Source organism: Geojedonia litorea (genome assembly GCF_042654525.1).
Classification (GTDB): Bacteria; Bacteroidota; Bacteroidia; order Flavobacteriales; family Flavobacteriaceae; genus Geojedonia; species Geojedonia litorea.
The window spans coordinates 456181-478457 of record NZ_JBHSGP010000014.1 but is presented as its reverse complement, the minus strand read 5'-3'; the positions used below and the strand labels follow the sequence as shown (position 1 = coordinate 478457).

The window sequence follows — 22277 nt, the reverse complement described above, 5'->3', positions numbered from 1 at the left end:
CTATTTAGTACATTTACACCTATGACCAAACAACAGGATACTGGATTAGTAACAGCAAAAGAAGTCGCAAAAGCCATACAACTAGACAAGTATGGTGTTTTAGGGACTTTTTTTGGATGGTTATTAATGAAGTTGCTGAAGATATCCACGCTCAATAAAATCTATAAACGCAATAAACATCTTGAAGAACTAGAGTTTTTAAACGGAATTTTAGACGATTTTAAAATAAAATTTGAAATCCCTGAAGAAGATTTAAAACGTCTCCCAAAAGAAGGCGCTTATATTACAGTTTCTAATCATCCCTTGGGTGGAATTGACGGTATTTTACTCTTAAAGTTAATGTTGGAACAACGAAAGGATTTTAAAATTGTAGCCAACTTTTTATTACACCGTATAGAGCCTTTGAAACCGTTTATCATGCCTGTAAACCCTTTTGAGGATAGAAAGGATGTGAAGTCAAGCATTGCGGGATTTAAAAATTCTATTTTACATTTAAAAGAAGGGCATCCGCTCGGGATTTTTCCGGCAGGAGAAGTTTCAACCTATAAAGATGGCAAATTGGTGATAGACAAGCCTTGGGAAGAAGCTGCAATGAAACTAGTTCAAAAGGCAGAAGTCCCTGTAGTTCCTATTTATTTCCATGCCAAAAATAGTAAGTTGTTTTACAAACTGTCTAGAATAAGTGACACCTTTAGAACAGCAAAATTACCCTCGGAGTTGTTAACACAAAAAAATCGCACGATTAAAGTTAGAATTGGTAGGCCAATTTCGGTCAATGATCAAAAAGAACACACCACTTTAGAAGAATTTTCAGAGTTCATTCGGAAAAAAACCTACATGTTATCTAATTCTTTTGATGGCAAAGGCAAATTTTTAGATAACATTCAGTCCACGCTCAAAGTTCCAAAACCACCAAAACGCATTGTTACTCCGGTAAGCTCTGAAACCATGTGTAAAGAAGTTGAAGCGCTTCGCCAAGGTGATCACAGATTGCTTATTAGTAAAAATTACGAGGTGTTTTTAACTGAAGCTAAACTCGTCCCAAATATTTTGCGTGAAATTGGAAGGTTACGTGAAATCACCTTTAGGGAAGTAGGCGAAGGTACAAACGAAGCTATAGATTTAGATGCCTTTGACAATTATTACCACCATATGTTTTTATGGGACAATGACACCAACCAAATAGCGGGAGCTTATAGAATGGGTCTTGGATCTAAAATTTTCGCGGCCTATGGTATTGATGGGTTTTATTTGCAGGACTTGTTCCGTTTTGAACCCGAGCTCTATAAAATGATGAGCGAGTCCATAGAAATGGGCCGCGCCTTTATTATTAGTGAATACCAGCAAAAACCTATGCCTTTATTTTTACTTTGGAAGGGCATTGTTCATACCACATTACGTTTTCCGGAGCATAAATATTTAATCGGTGGTGTAAGTATCAGCAACCAGTTTACGAACTTCTCAAAATCATTGATGATCGAGTTTATGAAATCCCATTACTACGATCCTTATGTGGCACAATATGTTCACCCCAAGAAGGAATTTAAGGTGAAGTTAAAGGATGCCGATAAAGATTTTGTTTTTGATGAAACCGAAGCCGATCTCAATAAATTTGACCGAATCATTGATGAGGTCGAGCCAGGGAGTTTGCGCTTACCGGTGCTGATTAAAAAATACATCAAACAAAATGCAAAAGTGGTAGCATTTAATGTGGACCCCTTATTTAACAACGCGGTGGATGGCTTAATGTATATTCGAATTGCCGACCTACCTGAAAGCACTGTACGCCCGGTAATGGAAGAGTTTCAAGCCGAACTGGAACGCAAGTTTTCCAGCAATGGAGAAAATTTAGAGGCATAACTACAAATTTTAACACCAAACGTTAAAGTTTTATTGAAAATACTATTTTCGTTATGGTTTTTCCGTACTTCCCAGTATTGACATGGCTTTTAAGTCTACCATTTTACAGAGCCTTATATTAAAAAATTACCGTGTAAATTGTGAGAGTATTTTTTTTTTTTTCTACATTAGCCATGTCTGAAACAGATTTCTGTTTAGTCTATACAAAGAGCTGTTGAGGACACTAAATTGCAATTTTACAAGCGCTTGTTTTTTACTCTCTTAAAGAAATTAATAGCGAAAAAGTAGGGATTTAGACTATCCTTATCAAATATAGACTAAAACTCATAGACTAAATTTATAGACTGCATAGACAAAAAAACGTTTAGGTTATTTGCGTGCAGTAGCATTACACCTTAATAAATTAACATTATTTATTAAGCAGACTATGTATTGCACATTTTTAACCTATTTAATATTAACAACAAATGAAAACATTAACATTATTTTTCTTAATTGTATTTACAACCCTATTAACTGCCAATGCCCAAATAACCAAAGGGAATTGGATGGTTGGGGGAAGTGCTAATTATGGTTTTTCTAAGGGTGAAAGTTCAGGTAACGGATTTAGCTCAAGTGGAAAAGCCTCAGGCTTTACCATTGCACCTAACATAGGTTACTTTATTAAAGACAAGTTTGTTATTGGTGCAGTTCCTTCTTTTAGTTTTTCTAATCCTGAAGGCAGCAATAATAATGGAACGAGCTATGGAATTGGGCCCTTTGCAAGATATTATTTTTTAAAACCAGAAAGTAAAGTGAATTTGCTAGCTCAAATAAGGTATGGATTTGGTAAAGGAAAAAGTCAAAGCAGTCAAGGTTCAAATACTAACGGTTATGGGTTAAAGGCTGGCCCAGTTATTTATTTTAATAGTAGTGTAGGTTTAGAATTTACTTTAGATTATAGCTATTCTAAAATCAAAAGTGATAATTCTGATTATGTCGCTATTTTTAAAAATTTAAACTTTGGTTTTGGTTTCCAAATACATTTAGAAAAATGATTTTGATGTTTTTTTAACATTTAAACGTTATGAAATAAAAAACCTTTTTTTTTATTGATTTTATTCTTAGTTGAAGTAAAATTATATGGTCAAGTAACGGTTGCTATTGAAAGCGTATTAGTAAACAATCAGACAACTGTAACTAATTGTAATACAATAGATTTTGGAACAGTATCAAGTAATAGTTTAAATTTTAGTTTTAAACTAACTAAACCTTTAAATCAAGTTGTTGGAAATGGTCCTATAAAAATTATGTTTAAATATTCCAGTGCTTCAACTGGGAATCAAAGAAATAGTATTACAATACTGTCAGGTTCTTGGAATGATGATACTTTCAACAATATATCGACTTACCAAAGTTCAATTCAGACAAATATATCAGCAAGTGAAATTCAAGTGTCTGGTAGCTCTGTTTATTTACAATATACATCTTCAGGTGGTATTAATTATGATAGTACTTGTGAATACCCCCTAATCAAAACACCTCCTCCTTCGTTCACGCTAATCCCAACAAGCGTTAGTTTATCTTGCGGTGATACAAGTTCGAGAACATTTACGGTTACCCCGGCAAATATCCCGAGCGGTGCAACGGTAACCTACCAATGGAGCTATACTGGCTGGTCATTAATTAGCTCAACGGCTACTTCAATAACGCTCCAGCCAAATTCTGGCACTTCGTTACCATCTAATGTTTCGGTAACACCATTTATTAACGGTGTTGCTCAAACACAAAAAACTTGTGTTGTCAGTCGTGCTCCATTTTCACCTTCAGCAACACTGGTAGGAAGTGACATATTGTGTTCAACCGGAACTTACACAATTAATAATATGCCTAGTAATTCATCGGTTACCTGGAGTTCATCAAACATCTATGTAGCAACCATTACACCAATAAATAGTACCCAAGCCACCTTATCAAAAACGGGGTCTGGTATTGTTACGGTAACGGCAACCGTAATCAACGCTTGTGGGCAACAAAAGACATTTACAAAAAATGTAACCGTAGGTTCGGCAAATGTAGATTACGTTGTATTTACAAATGGCGTGGGAGGCACAGATTATTTCTGTACGAGCCATACTGGGAATGCGTACGAAATTTTACCACATATTTCAGGTGCTACGCACCAATTTAGATTAAGACAATACCCCAACCTAAATATTGTTTATACATCAAACACCATCACTGGAAATACAGGTACTGTCAATTATTACCCTTCACCAGGTTGGTATGTTTTTGAAGTGGCAAGAACAAATTCTTGTGGCACAACCGATTGGTTTGGCACCGAAGTTGAATTTGTTGATTGCTCTCAACAAGGTGGTGGCGGCGAAATGGAATTCAGGATATCCCCTAACCCAACTTCCGAGACTTTGACAATTTCAAAAAAGCAAACCAAAGAAGACAAAAATACGCCAAAGCCCGAAGCGGATGATAGTTCATCATACAAACTCTATGATTTTAATGCGAATCTCGTAGATCAGGGAATCTTTATTAATGAAACCATAATTGATGTTTCTGGCTATAAAAAAGGAAAATATATCCTGAAAATTGATTCTTTGAAAACATCCAAAACTTATCAAATTGTTGTTGAATAAGCAGTAGCTTTTGAGAATTAAAAAACTTAACCAAAAAAATATCCAATGAAAAGAATTTTAAACATGCTTTTCATTGGATATTTTTTTGATTAATATTTTAAAAATTTTCCGAAACAAAAGTTTTAAAATAAGCCTTAATCTCATTTCTAGCTTTCAAAAACGCCTTATGTTTTTCGTCTTCAGAACCAACTACTTTTGAAGGGTCAAAAAAGTTGTGATGTAAGCGTACAGCATTTTTACTAGGAATAAACGGACAGTTTTCATTGGCATGATCACAAACTGTGATGATGTAATCAAACTCAATAGTTTTATAGTCGTCAACATGATTTGAAGTATGGTTGGAGATATCAATCCCATCTTCTTTCATGATGGCAACAGCGCCTGGGTTTATGCCATGGGTTTCAATTCCAGCACTATAAATGTTGGCTTTACCGTTTGTGAATTGATTTAAATAACCATGAGCCATTTGGCTTCGACAAGAGTTTCCGGTACAAAGTACAAGTATGTTTTTCATATATTGTTTACTAAATTAATTTACTTCTTCGTTCTAAAAAATGGTTGTCGTACCATTTGCCTTTGAGTTTACCTATTTTTTCTCGTATTCCAACAATTCTGAAACCACATTTTTTATGCAAATTGATGCTGGTCAAATTTTCAGAAAAAATACCCGCTTGTAAAGTCCAGTATCCAAGTGCTTCGCTTTCGGTGATTAAACCTTGTAAAAGCGTTTCTCCAATGTTTTTGCCCCTATAAAGTTCAGAAACATATACACTGACTTCGGCAACGCCTCTATATACTTCTCGTTTAGATACTTCTGATAGTACTGCATATCCTACAACAACCTTGTTGATTTCTGCAACAATTCGGCAGTCTTTAATGTGTTTCTCATCCCAAACGGACCAATCGGGGACTACCGTTTCAAAAGTTGCCAATCCAGTAGCGATACCTTCGGCATAAATTTTTGAAACAATAGCCCAATCGGTTTTTAATAAAGGTCTAACAACAATTTCCATCTGGAGAACAACAAGGTTCTACATTTAAACCTACTGGCTGCAAGACTGCTTCTGAAATTCCACAAGCCTCTTTAGCTTTACAATCGGTTTGTTCAACACCTAATTTGAAAATGAGTTGTTTTGCTTTAATTTCAAAATCATTTATAAATAATTGAGCCGTATGAAACCTAGCGTTGCTATATTCTATTTTAATTTCGGCATCAAGTACGTACGGCTTCATTTTACCAACTTTTTTTAGAATAGCCAAGGCTTTGTAAACACTCATGTATTCAGTCTTTCCTATTTCTTTTGGGCTTTCCCAAAGTTGGATAATGGTTTCTTTCCATGTATCGGTTTGTGAACCGCAATCTACTGAATCAATGCTAAGGTGTTTTACCTCTGTAATGTGGTAATTGGCGCCCACTAAGTGTCCAGGCGCATATTCAAACACCAATGATTTGTCTTGATGTTGCTCTAATAATTGAAATAATTCAAGTGTTTTCATAATCTTTAAAATTTAAACAAATAACCATATAATATTGATTAGGCAAAATTTAGGATCAAAGCCCCAAATGAGTTGTAATACAATGAGCGATACAGTTATTATAATTGGTTTTTTGTACTTAATAATACGTGTTTTCAAAATTTAACAGCAATTAGTTTGAGTGGTGTTAAAAAACGAGTTCAATAGTTCTTGAAAGGCTCTAAAACGATCAATATTTAAACAATAACAGAGACTTTTACCTTTATAATTACCATGAAGTAGACCTGCATCATTAATCACTTTAAGATGTTGCGAGATAGTAGGCTGTGCTAAACCAATTTCATCAACAATATCATTACAAATGCAGGACTCTTGTTTACTGATATATTGCAATATGGCCACGCGTGCTGGATGTGCAAACACTTTGGCAATCATGGCAATATCGGTTATGTTTTGATCGTAAATATCGAGTTTTGTCGCTCCCATAAAACTAAAATTATAGGGCAAATATACAATTAAATTGTAATATTGCAATATTACGATGATAAAATTTATTAAAATAGCCATAATAGTATTTTATTATGGCTTTAAATTATGTTTAGAACCAAGGTTTTTTGCCCACTTGGTAAGTGTTGTAAAATTCTTCGTCAGATTTGGTGAGATAGATAATACCTTCGATTAAGCCTAGTACTCCCATAACCCAACCTGCTAATCCACAAGTTAAGACGCCTAAGATAATAGTGACGATCAAAATAATGATTCCTTCTTTATTATAGCCTAAAACAAATTTATGAATACCAAGTCCACCAAACAAAATACCCAGAACACCTGCTAAAAATTTTTTTATTACTTTCAGGTGCTGTACTAAAGGTTTCTTTTGCAGATTCTGAAAATTCTTTGGCTGTTTTTTTCGCTTCTTCTTTGGCTTCACCCAACATCTCGTTAAGGTCGTCGTTTAAACTTTTAACATCAGACATATCTAAATAATTTTAAATTGCTTTTAAAGATACTAAAAGCTTAAGAAATTGAATTCAATAGATTATCATCCATAATTATCTGAACAACATGATTAGCCCACCAAGAGCAGTTATAAACAGAATAAAACGCCTGTAATTGACATTGGATATTTTTTTTACGATCCAAATTCCAAATAAAAAGCCTAGAATGATTATTGGAAATAATACGGTATTTAAAACAAGAGAATCTACAGAAACTGTTTTCCAAACCAATAAATGAAAAGGTAGTTTAAAGATATTGATGATGAAAAATAACCAAGCAGCTGTTCCAATAAATTCATTTTTGGGCAAACGCATGGCTAGAAAATAAATATTAGATATGGGGCCCGCTAGATTCCCTATCATGGTTGTAAAGCCTGCAAAAAATCCTGCCGTTATAGCAAATAGGGGATGTGTTGGTATTTTTGTGGATGTTTTACTTTCGGTATAGAGCATTATTAGCACAGATGCAATAATGATTATGGCCATGATGTTTTTAAAAAGCTCTTCAGAAATATCGTTTCCAATCCAAACGCCAACCAAAACCCCAATAACCATCCACGGCATAAGTTTCTTTATGTAATACCAGTTAGCATGCCTATTATAATAAACCACTGCCATAATATCTGCACCTATAAGCATTGGAAGTAAAATACCTGTTGAAGTCTTTTCTCCAAATACAAAGGCAAGCATGATGACCAGAACAATCCCTAAACCTTTTATGCCTGACTTAGATATGCCCAATAAAAAAACGGCGAAACCAATCGCAACCCATTGGAAAATGGATAAATGATATGATTGAAGTATTTCAGTGAAAGTCAATACGTCTTAAGGCTTACAAGAATAGGAAACTAATTTACAAAAAAGCACTATCAAAGGGTTCCCACAGTTCAATTTTGTTGCCATCATTATCTAGAATCCAACCAAATTTGCCGTATTCAAATTCTTGCATTTCACCCACAATGGTCACGCCTTCTTCCTTTAATACTTTTAATAGTTCTTCCAGATTTTCGACTCTATAATTAAACATAAAGTCTTTTTTGGAAGGCTCATAATACGAAGTGTCCTTCCCAAAAGGACTCCATTGGGTTGAGCAGTCATTCCCTTTTTTGTCTTTCCACCAGAATGTACATCCATAGTCATCGGTATTAAAGCCTAAATGTTTTTTGTACCATTCTTTTGTACTGTTTGGATCGTTTGATTTAAAAAACAATCCTCCAATTCCTGTGACGCGATTTTTCATTAGTATTATTTTTTTATAGCCGATTCATAGATTGTTATCCAATCATCAACCGTCATTTTTTTACATAATTCAGCAATTAATTCATAAGGTATGTCTTCAAAATACTTAAATCGAATACAGCTTTTACCCATATCCAATTTACGTTTGGAATGTTTTGGAAATTCAGAAACAAACCAATCATATAGTTGGGGATTGGCGTATAAACCCATATGGTATAAATTCACCGAGTTTTTTTGAGAAGCAAAACTCATAAATGGCAAAGGCTCTTTAGGCGTACAATGGTAGCCATCAGGATAAATGGAATGTGGCACATAATAACCAACCATGCCGTACTGAATACCTTCTTCAAACCCTTTAGGTAGGTGGTCATTAATAGTTTTCCGCAATTTCTCTAATGTACTTTTACGTTCTTCAGGAACTTGGTCAATATAATCCTCTGGTGAGTTTGCCTTGTATTGCATGATTTAAACGTGTTGGTCTATTAAAATAGTATTACCATCGGGGTCGAAAAGCACAATACTAGCTGGGCCCGTTGTGGTTTCATCTGCCTCGGTTTCAAGTTTTATCTGGCTACTCTTTAATCTTTTTTGAATCGTTCTTACATCATCAAATGTTTCCAAAGTGTTGGCATTCTCATCCCAACCGGGATTGAAGGTTAAAATATTTTGCTCGAACATACCTTGAAACAGTCCAACCAAAGCGTTGCCATTTTTCATTATAAGATAATTTTTATCCATGTCACCAGCAAAGGTTGTAAATCCTAAATGTTCGTAGAATGTTTTTGAAGCCTTTAGATCTTTTACACTTAAACTAACCGAAAATGCACCTAATTTCATAATATTTATATTTTACGTTGAAGAATTAATCCTGAAATCAATGCAATAACAAATCCAATAATTAGGACTGTTACAAACATTAATATGGCCATAAATCCAGAGCCCCCATAATCTTCCATTTGCCTGGTAAGTTCAGCTTTTTTTAGTTCAAGTTCATCGCCTGATAAGGTTGCTTCCATGGTTTCAATAGAGCGTTCTAAATATTCTGAAGCAAAATCAGGATTTATAGAAGTAGTATAGATATAATCAACTATACCAATGCCTAAACCAACAAATGCCGAAATAAGTACGCCAATGCCTACGGCTTTCCAAAATGAGACACGTCCGTTGTTTACTTGGTCTCTATAATGTCTAATTCCAAAATAAACAAACGATAGTGAAGCTATCATAGTTAGGTATCCAAGAACTTCTTGAGATGAATAACTAAGTTCTTGACCAAACCAAAGCACAAATAAAAAACAGATCATTGCCGTAAAAAGGCCATAGAGTCCGTATTTAATTACTGAATTTTTCATTGAGATTTTAAATTTTTAGTTTCAATACACCAAAACTAAATCGATTATGGAGAAAGGAGCTCATACTAAAGTACCAAAATACTGGTACTTTAGTCTAAAAGTATGAATTTTATATGATTTGAAAGTCTTTAGCAATCTGTAAAGCCTGAGTTCGTCGCTTGGCATTAAGTTTTAGCAACAAATTAGAGACGTGTGTTTTTATAGTACTTTCGGTTAGAAATAGTCTTACAGCTATTTCTTTATTAGACAATCCTTGAGAAATCCCTTGAAGCACCTGATATTCACGATCAGTAATTTCTAAATCTTGAATTTTTTTATGATTGATTTCTTTGGAATGGCTTTCTTTGGTTTTCAAGCTTTTTTTATGGATGAAGACACCTACAAAAAAGAATACAAAAGCAACACTGGCCACAATGATTTCAACATTAGCATCTCCTGAAACTATAGCATAGTTACTTATTTGAAATAATAAGAGTAGAGCAAAAATGAGTAGACTAAAAACCAGAACAGTTTTCTTCATACTCAAAATTAGGAAAATTTTGCCTTAATTTTATCTATTATAGTTTGTGCCAATTTAGCTTTGCTTTCAATGGTCCAACCAGCAACATGTGGAGTGAGAATTACGTTTTCGGCCTGAATTAAATATCGAAAAGCTTCAGGCATTTCTGAGGAAAACAACTGTTCAAACGATGATTTTTCATATTCAAGCACGTCTAAACCTGCGCCAAGAATTTTTCCGGATTTTAGAGCTTCAACCAAATCATTGGTGACTACACTTTTACCGCGAGCAGTATTTAAAAACCAAAATGGTTTAATAAAACCATCAATGAATTTGGCATTAATCATGTTCAAGGTTAAAGGCGTTTGTGGAGTATGTAAACTAACTATGTCAACACGTTTTTGAAAGTCTTGTAGAGCAACCTGAATTGCATTTTCATCGCCAACATCATTTTTTATATCGTAGCACAGAACAGTGACATCAAACCCGCGAAGTTTTTTGGCAAAGGCTTTTCCCATATTGCCGTAACCTATAATGCCTACGGTTTTACCATCAAGCTCTAAGCCTCTGTTAGCTTCACGCAACCACATACCCTGTCTAACTTCACGATCGGCTTTATTTAGCTTATTAAACAACGAAAGCAACATCCCTAGAGTGTGTTCACCAACAGCATTGCGGTTGCCTTCTGGAGCAGCAATGAGTTCAACACCTTTTTTTGCGGCATAATCGCCATCAATATTTTCCAAACCTGCTCCAACGCGACCAATGAATTTTAAATTGGTAGCGGCATCCAAAAAAGATTTATCAATAGTAAAACGACTTCTTATAATAACACCATCATAGTCTGAAATCTTTGCTTCAATCTCCTGCTTTGATGAGGTATAATCTTCATCATTTATAAATCCTAAAAGATTTAGTTGATCAATTAATAAAGGATGATTTGTATCGAGGTGAAGGATTTTCATCTAGATTTTAGGATAATGCGTTTGAGTTTTTTCGTGTTTTACATTGCCCGTATGTGCTGTAGAAAGTTTTTCGAATAAAAGCACATGTACTTCTTCATCATCTTTTGTGCAAGGGTTATGCTCAACTCCTTTAGGGACTACAATAAGTTCTCCTGCTTTTACAATTTCTGTTTTGTCACGAAACTGCATATATAAGGTTCCTTTTACAACTTGAAAGAGTTCGTCTTCATGCTCATGGCTGTGCCAGACAAATTCACCTTTTAATTTGGCTAAAATCACCTGCATATCATCAACGATAGCAATTTGATGCGGATGCCAGTTTTTGCTGAATTTTGTAAATTTTTGCTGAATGTTAATTGGTGTCATTGACCTTTAATTTAAATCCCTAAAATCAATTTTGCAATCCAGAAATAGATTAAAATTCCAAAAATGTCATTACTTGTAGTGATAAAAGGACCCGTAGCAATTGCAGGGTCTATGCCTCTTTTATCAAGAAATAGTGGTACAAAGGTACCAATAAGGCCTGCAACTATAATTACGGCAACTAATGAACTTGAAACTGCTAATGCAGTATTCATATTTCCATCGACAACCCATACAAATAAGAATAGAAAAATAGCAAGAATAGTACCGTTTAAAGCCGCTAGAAGCATTTCTTTTATTAGGCGATTATTGATACTGCCTTTTAAATCGTCGTTTGCTAATCCTTGAACTATGATCGCTGACGATTGTACACCAACATTTCCTGCCATCGCTGCAATTAGAGGTGTAAAAAAGAAAAGGACTGCATATTTTTGAAAGGAGTCTTGAAACCCTTCCATTATTAAAAAGGCACCAACGCCACCTATCAATCCTAAAAATAACCAAGGTAAACGCGCTTTGGTTAAATCAAAAATACTATCATCGGCTTCGACATCTTGGGTAATACCCGCGGCTAATTGATAATCTTTATCAGCTTCTTCCTTTATAACATCTACAATATCGTCAATGGTAATTCGCCCTAATAGGGTTTGATTGTCATCGACTACCGGTATGGCTTCAAGGTCATATTTTTGCATCACTTTAGCAACGTCTTCTACATCATCATGAACATTCACATAGTCTACATTAGAAATGTAGATATCGGCAATTTTATTATCACTTTTTGCAACAATTAAATCTTTCAATGAAAGGCGACCAATGAGCTTATTTTGTCTGTTCACCACATAAATGGAATGCACTCGAGTCACATCCTTGGCTTGTCCTCTTATACGGCGCATACATCCAGCAACGGTCCAAGTTTCATAAACTTTTACTAGCTCTTTAGCCATAAGTCCACCCGCAGAGTCCTCATCATAAGCTAAAAGTTCGGTGATTTCGGCTTTGTGCTCTTGGTCTTCAATGTTTGAGATAACTTCTTGCTGACGGTCTTCAGGAAGTTCGGCAATGATATCGGCAGCATCATCGGTGTCTAGTTCTTCAATTTCTTCGGCGATTTCCTTGGCCGATAGGTTTCGAAGTACTTTTTCTCGAATGTCTTCATCAAGCTCCATTAAAACGTCGGAAGTGGTTTCCGAATCCAGAAGCTTTATAATATAAATAGCCTCTTCGAGATCGAGTTCGTCTAAAATCTCGGCAATATCAGCATAGTGAAACTCATTGAGCAATTTGCGAAGTTCTCTATCTTTTTGTTCTTCGATAAGTAACTTCACCTGCTCAATAAGTTCGTCAGTAAGCTCGAACTGTATGTTGTCTTTGTCTTCTGTCACGCCAAATATTATTGATTTTCAATCTCTTGTGTAAGTCTAATAAACTCTAAAACGGCTAATTGTTCTGGACGTTTGTCAAATATAACATTTGCTTTTAAATTATCGGATAAATTGAAGGTTTTTAAACTGTTACGAAGTGTTTTGCGACGCTGCTGAAAAGCTGTTTTAACTACTTTAAAAAATAGAGCTTCGTCACAGGGTAAGTTATAATTTGTTTTTCGCTTAAGTAATAACACTCCTGAGTCTACTTTTGGAGGTGGATTAAAAACTGAAGGTGGTACGGTAAATAGGTATTCGGCATCATAAAAAGCTTGGGTTAAAACGGATAGAATACCATAGACCTTACTTCCTTCTTTAGAACAAATGCGCATGGCGACTTCTTTTTGGAACATGCCCGAAAATTCAGGGATTTGATGGCGTAGTTCTAAAGTTTTGAAAAGAATTTGCGATGAAATATTATATGGGAAATTGCCAATAATGGCAAATGGTTTTTGCTGAAATACAAGACTTAAATCGTATTTTAAAAAATCCTTTTCAATAATACGATCTGCGAGATGTAAGTAGTTTGCTTTTAAGTAGTCAACAGATTCTGTGTCAATTTCAATGACATGTGTAGTTATATTTTTTTTAAGTAAATATTTAGTGAGAACACCCATGCCAGGGCCAATTTCCAATACATCATTGTAGCCTTCTAAAGATAATGAATTGGCTATATTTTCAGCTATACTTTCGTCTGTTAAAAAATGCTGTCCTAGATGTTTTTTGGCTTTTACAGACATGTTATTTTTATTTAAAGGTCACTGAATACTCATCTACAATTTGAAGTTCTGTTCTGAAGGCCAACATTTTATCGGCAAACTTTTTTAATCCTTGACTTCGCAGTCGTTCGGCATCTTCTTTATAATAAGCATCCAAACTTGCCCGAGAAGTAGCGCGATACTGCACTGAATAGGTGTGTCCTTCCATCTCGTCAACAAGTACTTTTGTAAAAGTTGCCTTTTCAAATTTTCCTGTACCCAAAACTTCAGGGATATGTTCCTGTTTCATCCAATTTAACCATTGATCATGAATACTGTTTTCAATGGTTATAGTGACATTATATATAATCATAGTACTATAAATCTTTTGCAAATAACAGGAGTTCTACTCCATCTTCAAAGGGAATCACCTTTTTTTCATAAGATAAGCCTAATTTTTCTAAAAGTTTGATAGAATTTTGATTAGTAGGTAAGGTAATTGCTGTAATTCGATTTAAATTAAATTTTTCTTTACCTAGATTTAGTATTGCAACCGATGCTTCAAATCCATAACCTTTGCCTTCATAATCTGGTAACATGGCAAAGCCTAGATCAACATCATCTAAGGATTCACGTTTAATTAATCCACAAGTGCCTATTGGTTTATTGCTTTCATTTTTTAAAAGTAATTTGTAAAACCCAAAACCATTTTCCTTATAACTTTTTAGGTGTCCATTTTTAATGCGTTCTTTGGAGTCCTTTAGGGTTTTGGTGTTGCGGTCGCCAATATACTTTATCCAATTAGGTGAGTTGACCAATTCCAAAAAGAATTTGGCATCGTGTAAAGTGAATTTTGAAATCACGAGACGATCAGTTTCGATAATTGGCATGAGGCTCTAGTTTATGGCGTCACCGCGTAGCATTCTGAATTTTTTTCTTGCTTCTACAAAATAGATGCTGTCCTGATGGTCAAATATAATTTTTTCATACAGCGGTTTAGCTTGTTCAGGGCTCCCCAAAACGTTATTGTACAATTCAGCTAAAAAATAATAGGCATCATCGGCCAAAATCCCATCCCTATAATTCGCGATTATGGATTGGTAATTTGAAACTGCTTTGTCAAATTTTTTCTGCTTTTCAAATAACTGAGCTTGTTTTAATAAGGTTTGATCTATTATGCTTTCACCATTATGTTCGGTTAATATGGTCTCTAAAAGAGCAATGGCTTCACTGTTTTTATTTTGAAACGCTAATAAATCGGCTTTGGCATATAATTTCAAGGCTACGTGAAGTGAGTCTTCGTATTTATTATCCGAAATTAAAAGTTTTAAATCCAGAGCATCATTGGCAATAAGCTGCGACGTCGAGGATTTTAGGATTTTAAGCTGTGATTCTGCCCAATCAAAATCACCTTTGTAATAACTAGTTTTTGCCACCTTAAATCGGGCTTCTTGGGAAATAGTACTGTTTTTTAGATTGGCTTGGATTTGTGAATAGTAAATAAGCGCTTCATTAAATTTCTCCTGAAACACTAAAATATCACCTAACAGCAATTTTACCGTGGCTTGTTGAAAAGGCGAAAGATTGAGTTTTAGACTTTCTTTTAAAAATGATGTGGCTTCTTCAGGTTGGTGCATATGAAACGCTAGAAAATTGCCATAGGCCAATTGAAGTGCCAAGGTTTGTTCAAAAGTTCCATAGTGTTTGAACAGGTTTTGGTAAGCATTCGAAATTTCCGGTAATTGATTACTCGTGGCATTTGTTGTTTTAATGTCTAACAAGTATTGATGGGCTAAAAGCTGGGTTTGAATGTCCTGACTGTTTTCAAGAATGTATTCAAAAACAGCGTTGGCAGTTTCATATTCCTTTTCATTTAATGCCGCTATAGCCAAACTAATAATGCGATCTAAACTTTCTAGTTGACGCTTATATAGAGCTTTTTCTTGTGTGAATGATTTATCGAATTCTTTTTCCTGAACAAATAACCAGCTTAATAAATCGTACCAATAAATATCTGGGTCAGACTGCAGTTTTTTAAGCAATAACTTTTTTAGAATGATATTGTTTTCATTGTCCTTATTCTCTGAAACGAAATCACTAAAAGCACGTTTTGCAGAATTTAAATCGTTAGGTTTAGCTTCAACATAATTGATGTAACTCGAAAACATGCCTTCAATATCTCCTTGTTCTCCGTAAATGCGAGCCAATTGGCTATTGAAATTAGAATTGGGCATTAACTCCATTCCTCTTTTATAAACCTTAATGGCTTGCTCTAAAAGTGAGTATTTTTCAAATTGCCCTGCAATACTAACCGTGTAAACAGGATTGGTCTCGATGTTTGAAATAGCTTCGTTATAGTAATTGGATGCTTGTTGAAGACTATCCTGAAGCTGGTAATTATAGCCAAGTTCTACTAATAAGGGAGGAAATTTGCTGGTTGAAAGCCGATTTAAAATAATCTGATGGGCTTCTTCGTAACGCTCTAGTTGCTGAAGCGTTTTGATCATTTTATTGAAAATGTTGTAATCGTTTTTTCCAGCATACAGTTTTTGATAGGAGATGAGTGCTTTTTCAAATTCTCCACGATTGAAGTAATCATCGGCAATGTCAATGCTTCTGTCCTCGATTTGTGAAAACATAATCGAAGTACATAGTAAACACATTATTAGCGATAATCCCTTCATGATTGTAATTTATGTAAATATAACAAAAGGAAGATTTTATTATTGTGAATGTTTTTATAAAAAAAATGCCCAAACAGCGTTTGGGCATTACCAATGAAAATAAATGTGCTATTAATCATTATACTTTAAAAATGATTCAATTATCTCTTTTGGTAAACTCTTAAAAAGTTTTATGTATTGTGCTTAAGGTGTTAAAAAAACACTTTGCTCACCATAACAAGTAAGGTAACGAGCAGCACGATGCGTTTCACATTTTTCATAATAAGTAGGTTAGTTCTTATTTGGAAGTCTAACTTCAAAAAAAATTGATAAAAATCAAAATAAATCAACAAAAATTCGTTGAACGACGTCTTTTTTGATCACTTAAACGAATTATTGTAAATAAAAACCTACAAAAACTAAATTTTATCAAATCCAGTATAAGGAATTAAAACGTCTGGTATTTGAATGCCATCAGGTGTTTGATAGTTTTCTAAAATACCCGCAAGAACCCTAGGTAGGGCCAAGGAACTTCCATTAAGTGTATGGCACAATTCATTTTTGCCGTCAGCATTTTTAAATCGAAGTTTTAAGCGATTGGCTTGAAACGTTTCAAAGTTCGATACTGAAGAAATCTCCAACCATCTATCTTGCGCTGTTGAGAATACTTCAAAATCGTAAGTAAGTGCAGAAGTAAATCCGAGATCGCCACCACAAAGACGCAATATTCTGTAAGGTAATTTTAATTCGTTTAGTATGCCTTTAACATGCTCGACCATTTCATTTAAGGCATCATATGAGCGTGTGGGATGCTCAATGCGTAAAATTTCAACCTTATCAAATTGGTGTAAACGATTTAAGCCACGAACATGAGCGCCATAGCTTCCAGCTTCTCTTCTAAAACAAGGTGTGTAACCCGTAACAGCAATTGGCAGATCAGACTCATTTAGTAAATTATCTCGAAATAAATTAGTAGCTGGGACTTCAGCAGTAGGGATCAAGTATAAATTATCCTCGGTAACATGGTACATTTGCCCTTCTTTATCAGGCAATTGTCCAGTGCCAAAACCAGAGGCTTCATTCACCAAATGTGGTAATTGGTATTCGGTATAACCGGCTGCCGTATTTTTATCTAAAAAATAAGAAATTAAAGCACGTTGAAGTTTTGCACCTTTACCTTTATATACTGGAAAACCTGCGCCTGTAATTTTATTGCCGAGTTCAAAGTCAATAATATCATAGGTTTTGGCGAGTTCCCAATGTGGTAAGGCACCATCATGTAATTTAGGGATTTCACCTGCTCTAAAGACCTCTTCATTATCATCTTCCGTATTTCCGGCTGGAACAAGATCATTAGGAACATTAGGAATTTTATAAAGTAATGCATTTAAATCTTCAACCTTTTGATTAAGTTGATCAGACAATAATTTAGAATCTTCTTTTAATTGTGTGGTCTGTTCCTTTAGTGCATTTGCCTTTTGAGCTTCCCCAGATTTAAATAAATTCCCTATTTCTTTAGATAAATTATTAGATTCTGCCAAAATAGTATCTAATCTGGTTTGTAGAGCTCTTCGGTCCTCATCTAAAGCAATAACTTCATCGATCATTTCAGTGGCATCAATATTACGTTTTGCCAATTGCTTGATAACAGTTTCTTTATTTGATCTAATAAACGGTACTTGTAACATTATGGGATAAATTTAAGCGACAAATTTACACAATTGCCCTAAATTTAATCTTGTTTTGAAGGTAAAATCCACGAGCTGTGTTTAAAAGGTTCCCATTTAACATTTGCGAGATCTACGTCTGGATTTATAAACGGTTTAATAGGATTGTCATTAACTTTTAAATAGCTGTTTACATAAACTTCTATATCCAATCCGTTTTTTGCATAACTGCGTTTTAGATATTGTGCAAATTGCCACATCATATCAGGTTTAGTTTTGACATTTCGGATTTGCTTCGCCGTAAGATAGTCTTCCAACTTAATAGGGATTTCTACTTTTGAAGCCTTGTCGATTACTTTAAAGTTGGTAATACCGGATCTAGATCGAAGCATCATTCGCCAGGATAAACGATGGCCTTCTTCGGTCCACAGAACATCATCTTTTATGAACCAATGCCTTAAAGGCAAGGCAATTTGAATGATAAAATATAAGGTCAAAATGACTACGAATGGCTTTTTGTGGTTTGGTAGTATTACTTCATCACCTTCATAATATGTCTTCTTTTTTAAAAATACCTGTTGAATGGTTTTAGGTTCAAAAAAGAACAGACACAAAGCCAATGACATGTAAGGAAAAATTCCGATTTGGAATACAAACGAATTAAATAAGTGAAATACGATTGAAATAATAAACGCCCATTTACGAGTAGGCTTCCAAAGTAATAATGGGATTATTAATCCATCATACAAAATGCCTCCATAAGCAATGATAGCCTGTAACCATCGCTGTTGCAAAAGCTCACCAACAAGTGCATAACCTTGCTTGTCTTTCATTAAAACCTCTATAACAGATAAATTTAACCAGTCTGGATATAATTTGGCAACAGCCGCATAAGAATAGACGATGAGCATTTGTGCTATGAAAATCCATCTACACCAATTAGGCATAGCATTACTTTTGATTTCAGGCTGCAGTTTCGCGTCTAAAGATAGATACCTGTTGGCAGGAACGATGGCCATAAATGCGCTTAACAAAATCAAAAGATAATAATGGTTATTGTATGACGATTTTTGCATGAAATATGTGACAGACCAAAGAAGTGTAAACCCAATGATACTCCATCTATATTTGTAGCCAACCATAATGCCTAAACCTAGAATTCCCATAATAGCATAGTACATATACATCCAATTACCGGGAAGTGGTTGAAGCCATTGAAACGAAATAAATGAAAAGGTGAATTGAGGATCTATAAACGTGTGTTTGACCCAGCCTGTAAAAATGGCGCCAAAACTTTCTACAATTACCAGAAAACCGAAACATACCCTAAACACTATTAATGTACTATTATCAATATGTTTAAACAGGAATTTGTTCACTAGGTGATATTAAGGTATTCTAATGCTGTAGATTGATCTTTTTGTAATTGCAACTGCAAGGCTTCAAGGGATTCGAATTTACGCTCATCCCTTAAACGCTCTAAAATTTCGACTTTAAGGTACTGGTCATAAAGACTACGGTTGAAATTAAAAAAATGCACTTCAATAGATTGTTTTGAACCATCTACTGTAGGATTGGTGCCAATATTCATCATACCATAAAGCAATTCGTTTTTTAGAGTGCATTTAACGACATAAACACCATTTTTTGGAATGAGTTTGTAATCTTCTTTGATGTAAATATTAGCGGTTGGGAATCCGATTTGCTTCCCTATTTGCTTCCCTTTTACCACCTTACCAGTTAAAAAATAGTTGTAGCCTAAATATGCATTGGCTGTGTTTATATCGCCATGGGCTAGTGCTGTCCTTATTTTTGTTGAACTTACGGCAACATCTTCAATGTCCTGTGCTGAAATTTGTTCTACTTCAAAGCCATACTCATGCCCATATTTGATGAGGTCTTTAATATCGGCACTTCGTTTTTTTCCAAACCTGTGGTCATAACCTATAATGATGTGTTTGGCATTAAGCTCTTCGACCAATACTTCCCGCACATAGTGTTCAGCTGTATAACGTGCGAATTCTTTGGTAAACTTTTTAATAATTAAGTGGTCTAACCCTAAATGCGATAAAATTGCTTTTCGCTCATCAATGGTATTAAGTAATTTGATATCTACACCACTCTGTAAAACAGCCCTTGGATGAGGAAAAAAGGTTAGTATCAATGAAGAAAGTTTTTTCTCTTTAGCACGCTCAACCAATCGTTTAATAATTTTTTGATGCCCAATATGAACGCCATCAAAGGTGCCAATGGTGATTACAGAAGGTTCGTTTTTATATGATTTTAGGGTTTTATGTAATTCCAATGCCGTCGATTTTTTGTAAAAATAACCATTAAACTATCAATATTAAACAGAGGATTGAAATTTCAATCCTCTGTTTAATTAATTTTGAATTCGAATTTATTTTTTGATAAAAGGAATTGCTATTGACCTGCTTCCTTTTGAGATTTTAATAAAATACATGCCATTACTCAAAATGGATGTGTTTATTTTCAAGTCTTCTACCGTAGTAATTGATTTAGAAAATATGGCTTGACCTAACATGTTATAAACTTGAAATCCATTTGGTAGTTGCCTTGGATTTAACATAGAAATGGTTAAATCATTTTGGGTAGGATTTGGGTATATCTTTACTCTATTAGTTTTAAAATAATCGTCCATACTTAATGCAGTGGTAGACATGGTTGTTGTTTCAGAAAAGGCAAAAGAACCACCGCTTACAATCAATGTATTATTGTCAGTCCTCAATTCATACGAACCTATGCCAAAATCACAGCAAATACCATCACCTTGAGTATCCGTAATGGTAAAGGTATAACATTCGTTAGCTACGACATCAAAGGCTTCTATAAAGGTTTTATTATCATCTGCAGGAGAATCATAACTACCACTATATAACAGGGTGTTACTGCTATTTTTAAATTCCCAGTCTATTTCATTAGCAAAATCATCAGTATTAAGTGTTAAGTGTATCTGAGTTGTATTTTCATATGTGACCCCATTAAAGCTCTTTGCATCTCCATCATTACAGCCCCTTTGATCGGTATTTGTTTGTGATACCGTAACATTAAGGATATTATTTCCAGGGGGTGTTGTCATTGATGGCAAGCTGATGGTTTCGTGAGCTTCTTCAGACAAAGAGCCTGTCCAATTTTCAACCATAGAAGCTCCGCCATTTAAATTATATGTAATGGTGGCAGACGTCAAAGGTATAGTTCCAAAGTTTGTTAGAATTACTTTTGGTGAGAATGTGCCTGTGCAAGCTTCCAGGTTTATACTTTCAATTTTTATACTACTATCATAGTTAACAGCTGTGCGGCTATCTGGAACAGTTGAATTGGCTAATGATAATCTAGCCCCGGATAAAGCGGCATCCATTCTCGCGCTCTGATCATTAGTGAAAATATTCATACAAGCGTCATTAGAATAATCCATATAGTTTTCAATCATGTCTAGTCCTGGATCAGCTGGACAAGAGTCTGGGATTGTTGTGGGGCATCCATAATTTGGATTTAAAACGGCAGGTGTATCATCACAGAAGTCACCTGGTGCTGAACAACTGCCTTCATCTTGAAAGGTATGGAATAATCCTAAAAAATGACCAACTTCATGGGTAGTCGTTCTTCCTAAATCGAATGGAGTAGAGCCGTTTAAATTTACTCCAGGTGCATCATTCGAGCCAAAATATTGGTGTCCCATCACAACGCCATCCGTATCAGTAGGGCCTCCTGGAAATTGTGCATAACCTAATAAATTGCTGCCACTTAAAGTTACCGTCCACATATTTAAATACCTCGTGGAATCCCATATAGTCATAGGTTTTAAAATGGTTTCAGTATTTGAATTAGGAACATCAGGACCATGCCATGTTGTACTTATGTTGGACAGGTCATATCGTTCAATTCCTGATGTAGTACACCCATTAGGAGATTCTTTTGCCAAATAAAATTCAATATTTGTATCGGCTCCATCAGGATGTGAATTTTCTCCTCGTGTTCCAGTCATTTTTCTAAAATCTTCGTTGAGTACTTGAATTTGAGATAATACTTGAGCATCTGATATGTTTGCACCAACCCCAACCGCAGTTCCGTTGTGGATAACATGAACAACAACTGGTATTCTCACTAATGTAGCACCATTTGCAGAGAGTATTCGTGATGCTTTAAGTTCTTTTATTTTGTTTTCAAGTTTCTTTTCAAAACTTTTACTACCCATCATATTTGGGTATTGTTTTAAGAGTTCGGCATTGTATTCATCAGAGGAGCAACGATGTATTCCGTTGGGCGTAGGTTTAGAGGCTTTTTTAGAGGTTGATTTTTCTTGAGCTTCCAAAATCCCTGAACATAAAAAGCAAGCCAAAACAAAAATGGAAAGCGCAATTTTTTTCATAGGGCAATTCATAATAGCCTATAAATATATGAATTTAAGTGTTTTGTTCTAAA

The 22277-nt window shown here is 34.8% G+C and carries 26 protein-coding genes; 3 read left to right on the top strand and 23 right to left on the bottom strand.

The window, feature by feature from the left end:
• The first annotated feature begins 21 nt into the window (after positions 1-21).
• The 3 genes from ACFO5O_RS10080 (at position 22) to ACFO5O_RS10070 (ending at position 4490) form a co-directional block, all read left to right on the top strand.
• Entirely contained in the window at positions 22-1860 is a 1839-nt protein-coding gene (locus ACFO5O_RS10080) for a GNAT family N-acyltransferase (RefSeq protein ID WP_387963380.1), read from the top strand.
• A gap of 467 nt (positions 1861-2327) precedes the next feature.
• A complete protein-coding gene (locus tag ACFO5O_RS10075; RefSeq protein WP_387963378.1) occupies positions 2328-2897 on the top strand; it encodes a hypothetical protein in 570 nt (189 codons plus the stop codon).
• 54 nt (positions 2898-2951) lie between these two features.
• Positions 2952-4490 carry a T9SS type A sorting domain-containing protein gene (locus tag ACFO5O_RS10070; RefSeq protein ID WP_387963376.1) on the top strand — a complete coding sequence of 513 codons (1539 nt, stop codon included), beginning with the start codon at positions 2952-2954 and terminating at the stop codon, positions 4488-4490.
• A 97-nt stretch (positions 4491-4587) separates the two neighbouring features.
• On the opposite strand, the gene ACFO5O_RS10065 is transcribed toward ACFO5O_RS10070, so the two are convergent.
• The 23 genes from ACFO5O_RS10065 to ACFO5O_RS09955 form a co-directional block, all read right to left on the bottom strand.
• On the bottom strand, positions 4588-5004 hold the full coding sequence (locus ACFO5O_RS10065; RefSeq protein WP_387963374.1) for an arsenate reductase ArsC: 417 nt from the start codon (positions 5002-5004) through the stop codon (positions 4588-4590).
• 10 nt (positions 5005-5014) lie between these two features.
• The gene (locus ACFO5O_RS10060; RefSeq protein WP_387963372.1) at positions 5015-5503 is read right to left on the bottom strand and encodes a GNAT family N-acetyltransferase; all 489 of its coding nucleotides are present in this window, start codon (positions 5501-5503) and stop codon (positions 5015-5017) included.
• Positions 5487-5987: a DUF6428 family protein gene (locus tag ACFO5O_RS10055; protein ID WP_387963370.1), complete on the bottom strand. Its 501-nt coding sequence runs from the start codon at positions 5985-5987 to the stop codon at positions 5487-5489. Before ACFO5O_RS10055 ends, ACFO5O_RS10060 begins: the two co-directional genes overlap by 17 nt.
• Positions 5988-6128: 141 nt before the next feature.
• On the bottom strand, positions 6129-6452 hold the full coding sequence (locus ACFO5O_RS10050; protein ID WP_387963368.1) for an ArsR/SmtB family transcription factor: 324 nt from the start codon (positions 6450-6452) through the stop codon (positions 6129-6131).
• Between the two features lie 112 nt (positions 6453-6564).
• Positions 6565-6780 carry a TM2 domain-containing protein gene (locus tag ACFO5O_RS10045; protein WP_387965109.1) on the bottom strand — a complete coding sequence of 72 codons (216 nt, stop codon included), beginning with the start codon at positions 6778-6780 and terminating at the stop codon, positions 6565-6567.
• Positions 6755-6943, bottom strand: a complete 189-nt coding sequence (locus ACFO5O_RS10040) for a DUF883 domain-containing protein (RefSeq protein WP_387965145.1) — start codon at positions 6941-6943, stop codon at positions 6755-6757. The genes ACFO5O_RS10045 and ACFO5O_RS10040 overlap by 26 nt, the downstream gene beginning before the upstream one ends.
• Before the next feature lie 75 nt (positions 6944-7018).
• A complete protein-coding gene (locus tag ACFO5O_RS10035; protein ID WP_387963366.1) occupies positions 7019-7783 on the bottom strand; it encodes a sulfite exporter TauE/SafE family protein in 765 nt (254 codons plus the stop codon).
• Between the two features lie 34 nt (positions 7784-7817).
• The gene (locus tag ACFO5O_RS10030) at positions 7818-8204 is read right to left on the bottom strand and encodes a VOC family protein (protein ID WP_387963364.1); all 387 of its coding nucleotides are present in this window, start codon (positions 8202-8204) and stop codon (positions 7818-7820) included.
• A gap of 5 nt (positions 8205-8209) precedes the next feature.
• The gene (locus ACFO5O_RS10025; protein ID WP_387963362.1) at positions 8210-8665 is read right to left on the bottom strand and encodes a DUF1801 domain-containing protein; all 456 of its coding nucleotides are present in this window, start codon (positions 8663-8665) and stop codon (positions 8210-8212) included.
• Between the two features lie 3 nt (positions 8666-8668).
• On the bottom strand, positions 8669-9040 hold the full coding sequence (locus ACFO5O_RS10020; RefSeq protein ID WP_387963360.1) for a VOC family protein: 372 nt from the start codon (positions 9038-9040) through the stop codon (positions 8669-8671).
• Positions 9041-9045: 5 nt separating this feature from the next.
• Positions 9046-9555 carry a DUF4199 domain-containing protein gene (locus ACFO5O_RS10015; protein ID WP_387963358.1) on the bottom strand — a complete coding sequence of 170 codons (510 nt, stop codon included), beginning with the start codon at positions 9553-9555 and terminating at the stop codon, positions 9046-9048.
• A gap of 109 nt (positions 9556-9664) precedes the next feature.
• On the bottom strand, positions 9665-10075 hold the full coding sequence (locus ACFO5O_RS10010; protein ID WP_387963356.1) for a response regulator transcription factor: 411 nt from the start codon (positions 10073-10075) through the stop codon (positions 9665-9667).
• An 8-nt stretch (positions 10076-10083) separates the two neighbouring features.
• A complete protein-coding gene (locus ACFO5O_RS10005; RefSeq protein WP_387963354.1) occupies positions 10084-11019 on the bottom strand; it encodes a 2-hydroxyacid dehydrogenase in 936 nt (311 codons plus the stop codon).
• Positions 11020-11385, bottom strand: coding sequence for a cupin domain-containing protein (locus ACFO5O_RS10000; protein ID WP_387963352.1), 366 nt, complete (start codon positions 11383-11385; stop codon positions 11020-11022).
• An 11-nt stretch (positions 11386-11396) separates the two neighbouring features.
• Positions 11397-12767 carry a magnesium transporter gene (mgtE, locus tag ACFO5O_RS09995; RefSeq protein WP_387963350.1) on the bottom strand — a complete coding sequence of 457 codons (1371 nt, stop codon included), beginning with the start codon at positions 12765-12767 and terminating at the stop codon, positions 11397-11399.
• An 8-nt stretch (positions 12768-12775) separates the two neighbouring features.
• The gene (rsmA, locus tag ACFO5O_RS09990) at positions 12776-13546 is read right to left on the bottom strand and encodes a 16S rRNA (adenine(1518)-N(6)/adenine(1519)-N(6))-dimethyltransferase RsmA (protein ID WP_387963348.1); all 771 of its coding nucleotides are present in this window, start codon (positions 13544-13546) and stop codon (positions 12776-12778) included.
• A gap of 7 nt (positions 13547-13553) precedes the next feature.
• Positions 13554-13877, bottom strand: coding sequence for a DUF4286 family protein (locus tag ACFO5O_RS09985; protein ID WP_387963346.1), 324 nt, complete (start codon positions 13875-13877; stop codon positions 13554-13556).
• A 4-nt stretch (positions 13878-13881) separates the two neighbouring features.
• Positions 13882-14394 (bottom strand): GNAT family N-acetyltransferase, encoded by a 513-nt coding sequence (locus tag ACFO5O_RS09980; protein WP_387963344.1) that lies wholly within the window; start codon positions 14392-14394, stop codon positions 13882-13884.
• A 6-nt stretch (positions 14395-14400) separates the two neighbouring features.
• On the bottom strand, positions 14401-16143 hold the full coding sequence (locus tag ACFO5O_RS09975; RefSeq protein ID WP_387963342.1) for a tetratricopeptide repeat protein: 1743 nt from the start codon (positions 16141-16143) through the stop codon (positions 14401-14403).
• 443 nt (positions 16144-16586) lie between these two features.
• A complete protein-coding gene (gene serS / locus ACFO5O_RS09970; RefSeq protein WP_387963340.1) occupies positions 16587-17855 on the bottom strand; it encodes a serine--tRNA ligase in 1269 nt (422 codons plus the stop codon).
• A gap of 44 nt (positions 17856-17899) precedes the next feature.
• The gene (locus ACFO5O_RS09965; RefSeq protein ID WP_387963338.1) at positions 17900-19213 is read right to left on the bottom strand and encodes an HTTM domain-containing protein; all 1314 of its coding nucleotides are present in this window, start codon (positions 19211-19213) and stop codon (positions 17900-17902) included.
• Positions 19213-20139 carry a bifunctional riboflavin kinase/FAD synthetase gene (locus tag ACFO5O_RS09960; RefSeq protein WP_387963336.1) on the bottom strand — a complete coding sequence of 309 codons (927 nt, stop codon included), beginning with the start codon at positions 20137-20139 and terminating at the stop codon, positions 19213-19215. The genes ACFO5O_RS09965 and ACFO5O_RS09960 overlap by 1 nt, the downstream gene beginning before the upstream one ends.
• 96 nt (positions 20140-20235) lie before the next feature.
• Positions 20236-22224, bottom strand: a complete 1989-nt coding sequence (locus ACFO5O_RS09955) for a M43 family zinc metalloprotease (protein ID WP_387963334.1) — start codon at positions 22222-22224, stop codon at positions 20236-20238.
• Between the last annotated feature and the right edge of the window lie 53 nt (positions 22225-22277).

Excerpts from the sequence above, each read along its gene's own strand:
- serS (WP_387963340.1), bottom strand. The coding sequence starts at position 17,855 with ATGTTACAAGTACCGTTTATTAGATCAAATAAAGAAACTGTTATCAAG.
- ACFO5O_RS10080 (WP_387963380.1), top strand. The coding sequence starts at position 22 with ATGACCAAACAACAGGATACTGGATTAGTAACAGCAAAAGAAGTCGCA.
- ACFO5O_RS09955 (WP_387963334.1), bottom strand. The coding sequence starts at position 22,224 with ATGAAAAAAATTGCGCTTTCCATTTTTGTTTTGGCTTGCTTTTTATGT.
- ACFO5O_RS10040 (WP_387965145.1), bottom strand. The coding sequence starts at position 6,943 with ATGTCTGATGTTAAAAGTTTAAACGACGACCTTAACGAGATGTTGGGT.
- ACFO5O_RS10050 (WP_387963368.1), bottom strand. The coding sequence starts at position 6,452 with ATGGGAGCGACAAAACTCGATATTTACGATCAAAACATAACCGATATT.
- ACFO5O_RS09980 (WP_387963344.1), bottom strand. The coding sequence starts at position 14,394 with ATGCCAATTATCGAAACTGATCGTCTCGTGATTTCAAAATTCACTTTA.
- ACFO5O_RS10020 (WP_387963360.1), bottom strand. The coding sequence starts at position 9,040 with ATGAAATTAGGTGCATTTTCGGTTAGTTTAAGTGTAAAAGATCTAAAG.
- ACFO5O_RS10055 (WP_387963370.1), bottom strand. The coding sequence starts at position 5,987 with ATGAAAACACTTGAATTATTTCAATTATTAGAGCAACATCAAGACAAA.
- ACFO5O_RS10025 (WP_387963362.1), bottom strand. The coding sequence starts at position 8,665 with ATGCAATACAAGGCAAACTCACCAGAGGATTATATTGACCAAGTTCCT.
- ACFO5O_RS10075 (WP_387963378.1), top strand. The coding sequence starts at position 2,328 with ATGAAAACATTAACATTATTTTTCTTAATTGTATTTACAACCCTATTA.
- ACFO5O_RS09985 (WP_387963346.1), bottom strand. The coding sequence starts at position 13,877 with ATGATTATATATAATGTCACTATAACCATTGAAAACAGTATTCATGAT.
- ACFO5O_RS10030 (WP_387963364.1), bottom strand. The coding sequence starts at position 8,204 with ATGAAAAATCGCGTCACAGGAATTGGAGGATTGTTTTTTAAATCAAAC.
- ACFO5O_RS10005 (WP_387963354.1), bottom strand. The coding sequence starts at position 11,019 with ATGAAAATCCTTCACCTCGATACAAATCATCCTTTATTAATTGATCAA.
- ACFO5O_RS10060 (WP_387963372.1), bottom strand. The coding sequence starts at position 5,503 with ATGGAAATTGTTGTTAGACCTTTATTAAAAACCGATTGGGCTATTGTT.
- ACFO5O_RS10065 (WP_387963374.1), bottom strand. The coding sequence starts at position 5,004 with ATGAAAAACATACTTGTACTTTGTACCGGAAACTCTTGTCGAAGCCAA.
- ACFO5O_RS10010 (WP_387963356.1), bottom strand. The coding sequence starts at position 10,075 with ATGAAGAAAACTGTTCTGGTTTTTAGTCTACTCATTTTTGCTCTACTC.
- ACFO5O_RS10000 (WP_387963352.1), bottom strand. The coding sequence starts at position 11,385 with ATGACACCAATTAACATTCAGCAAAAATTTACAAAATTCAGCAAAAAC.
- ACFO5O_RS10015 (WP_387963358.1), bottom strand. The coding sequence starts at position 9,555 with ATGAAAAATTCAGTAATTAAATACGGACTCTATGGCCTTTTTACGGCA.
- ACFO5O_RS09975 (WP_387963342.1), bottom strand. The coding sequence starts at position 16,143 with ATGTTTTCACAAATCGAGGACAGAAGCATTGACATTGCCGATGATTAC.
- rsmA (WP_387963348.1), bottom strand. The coding sequence starts at position 13,546 with ATGTCTGTAAAAGCCAAAAAACATCTAGGACAGCATTTTTTAACAGAC.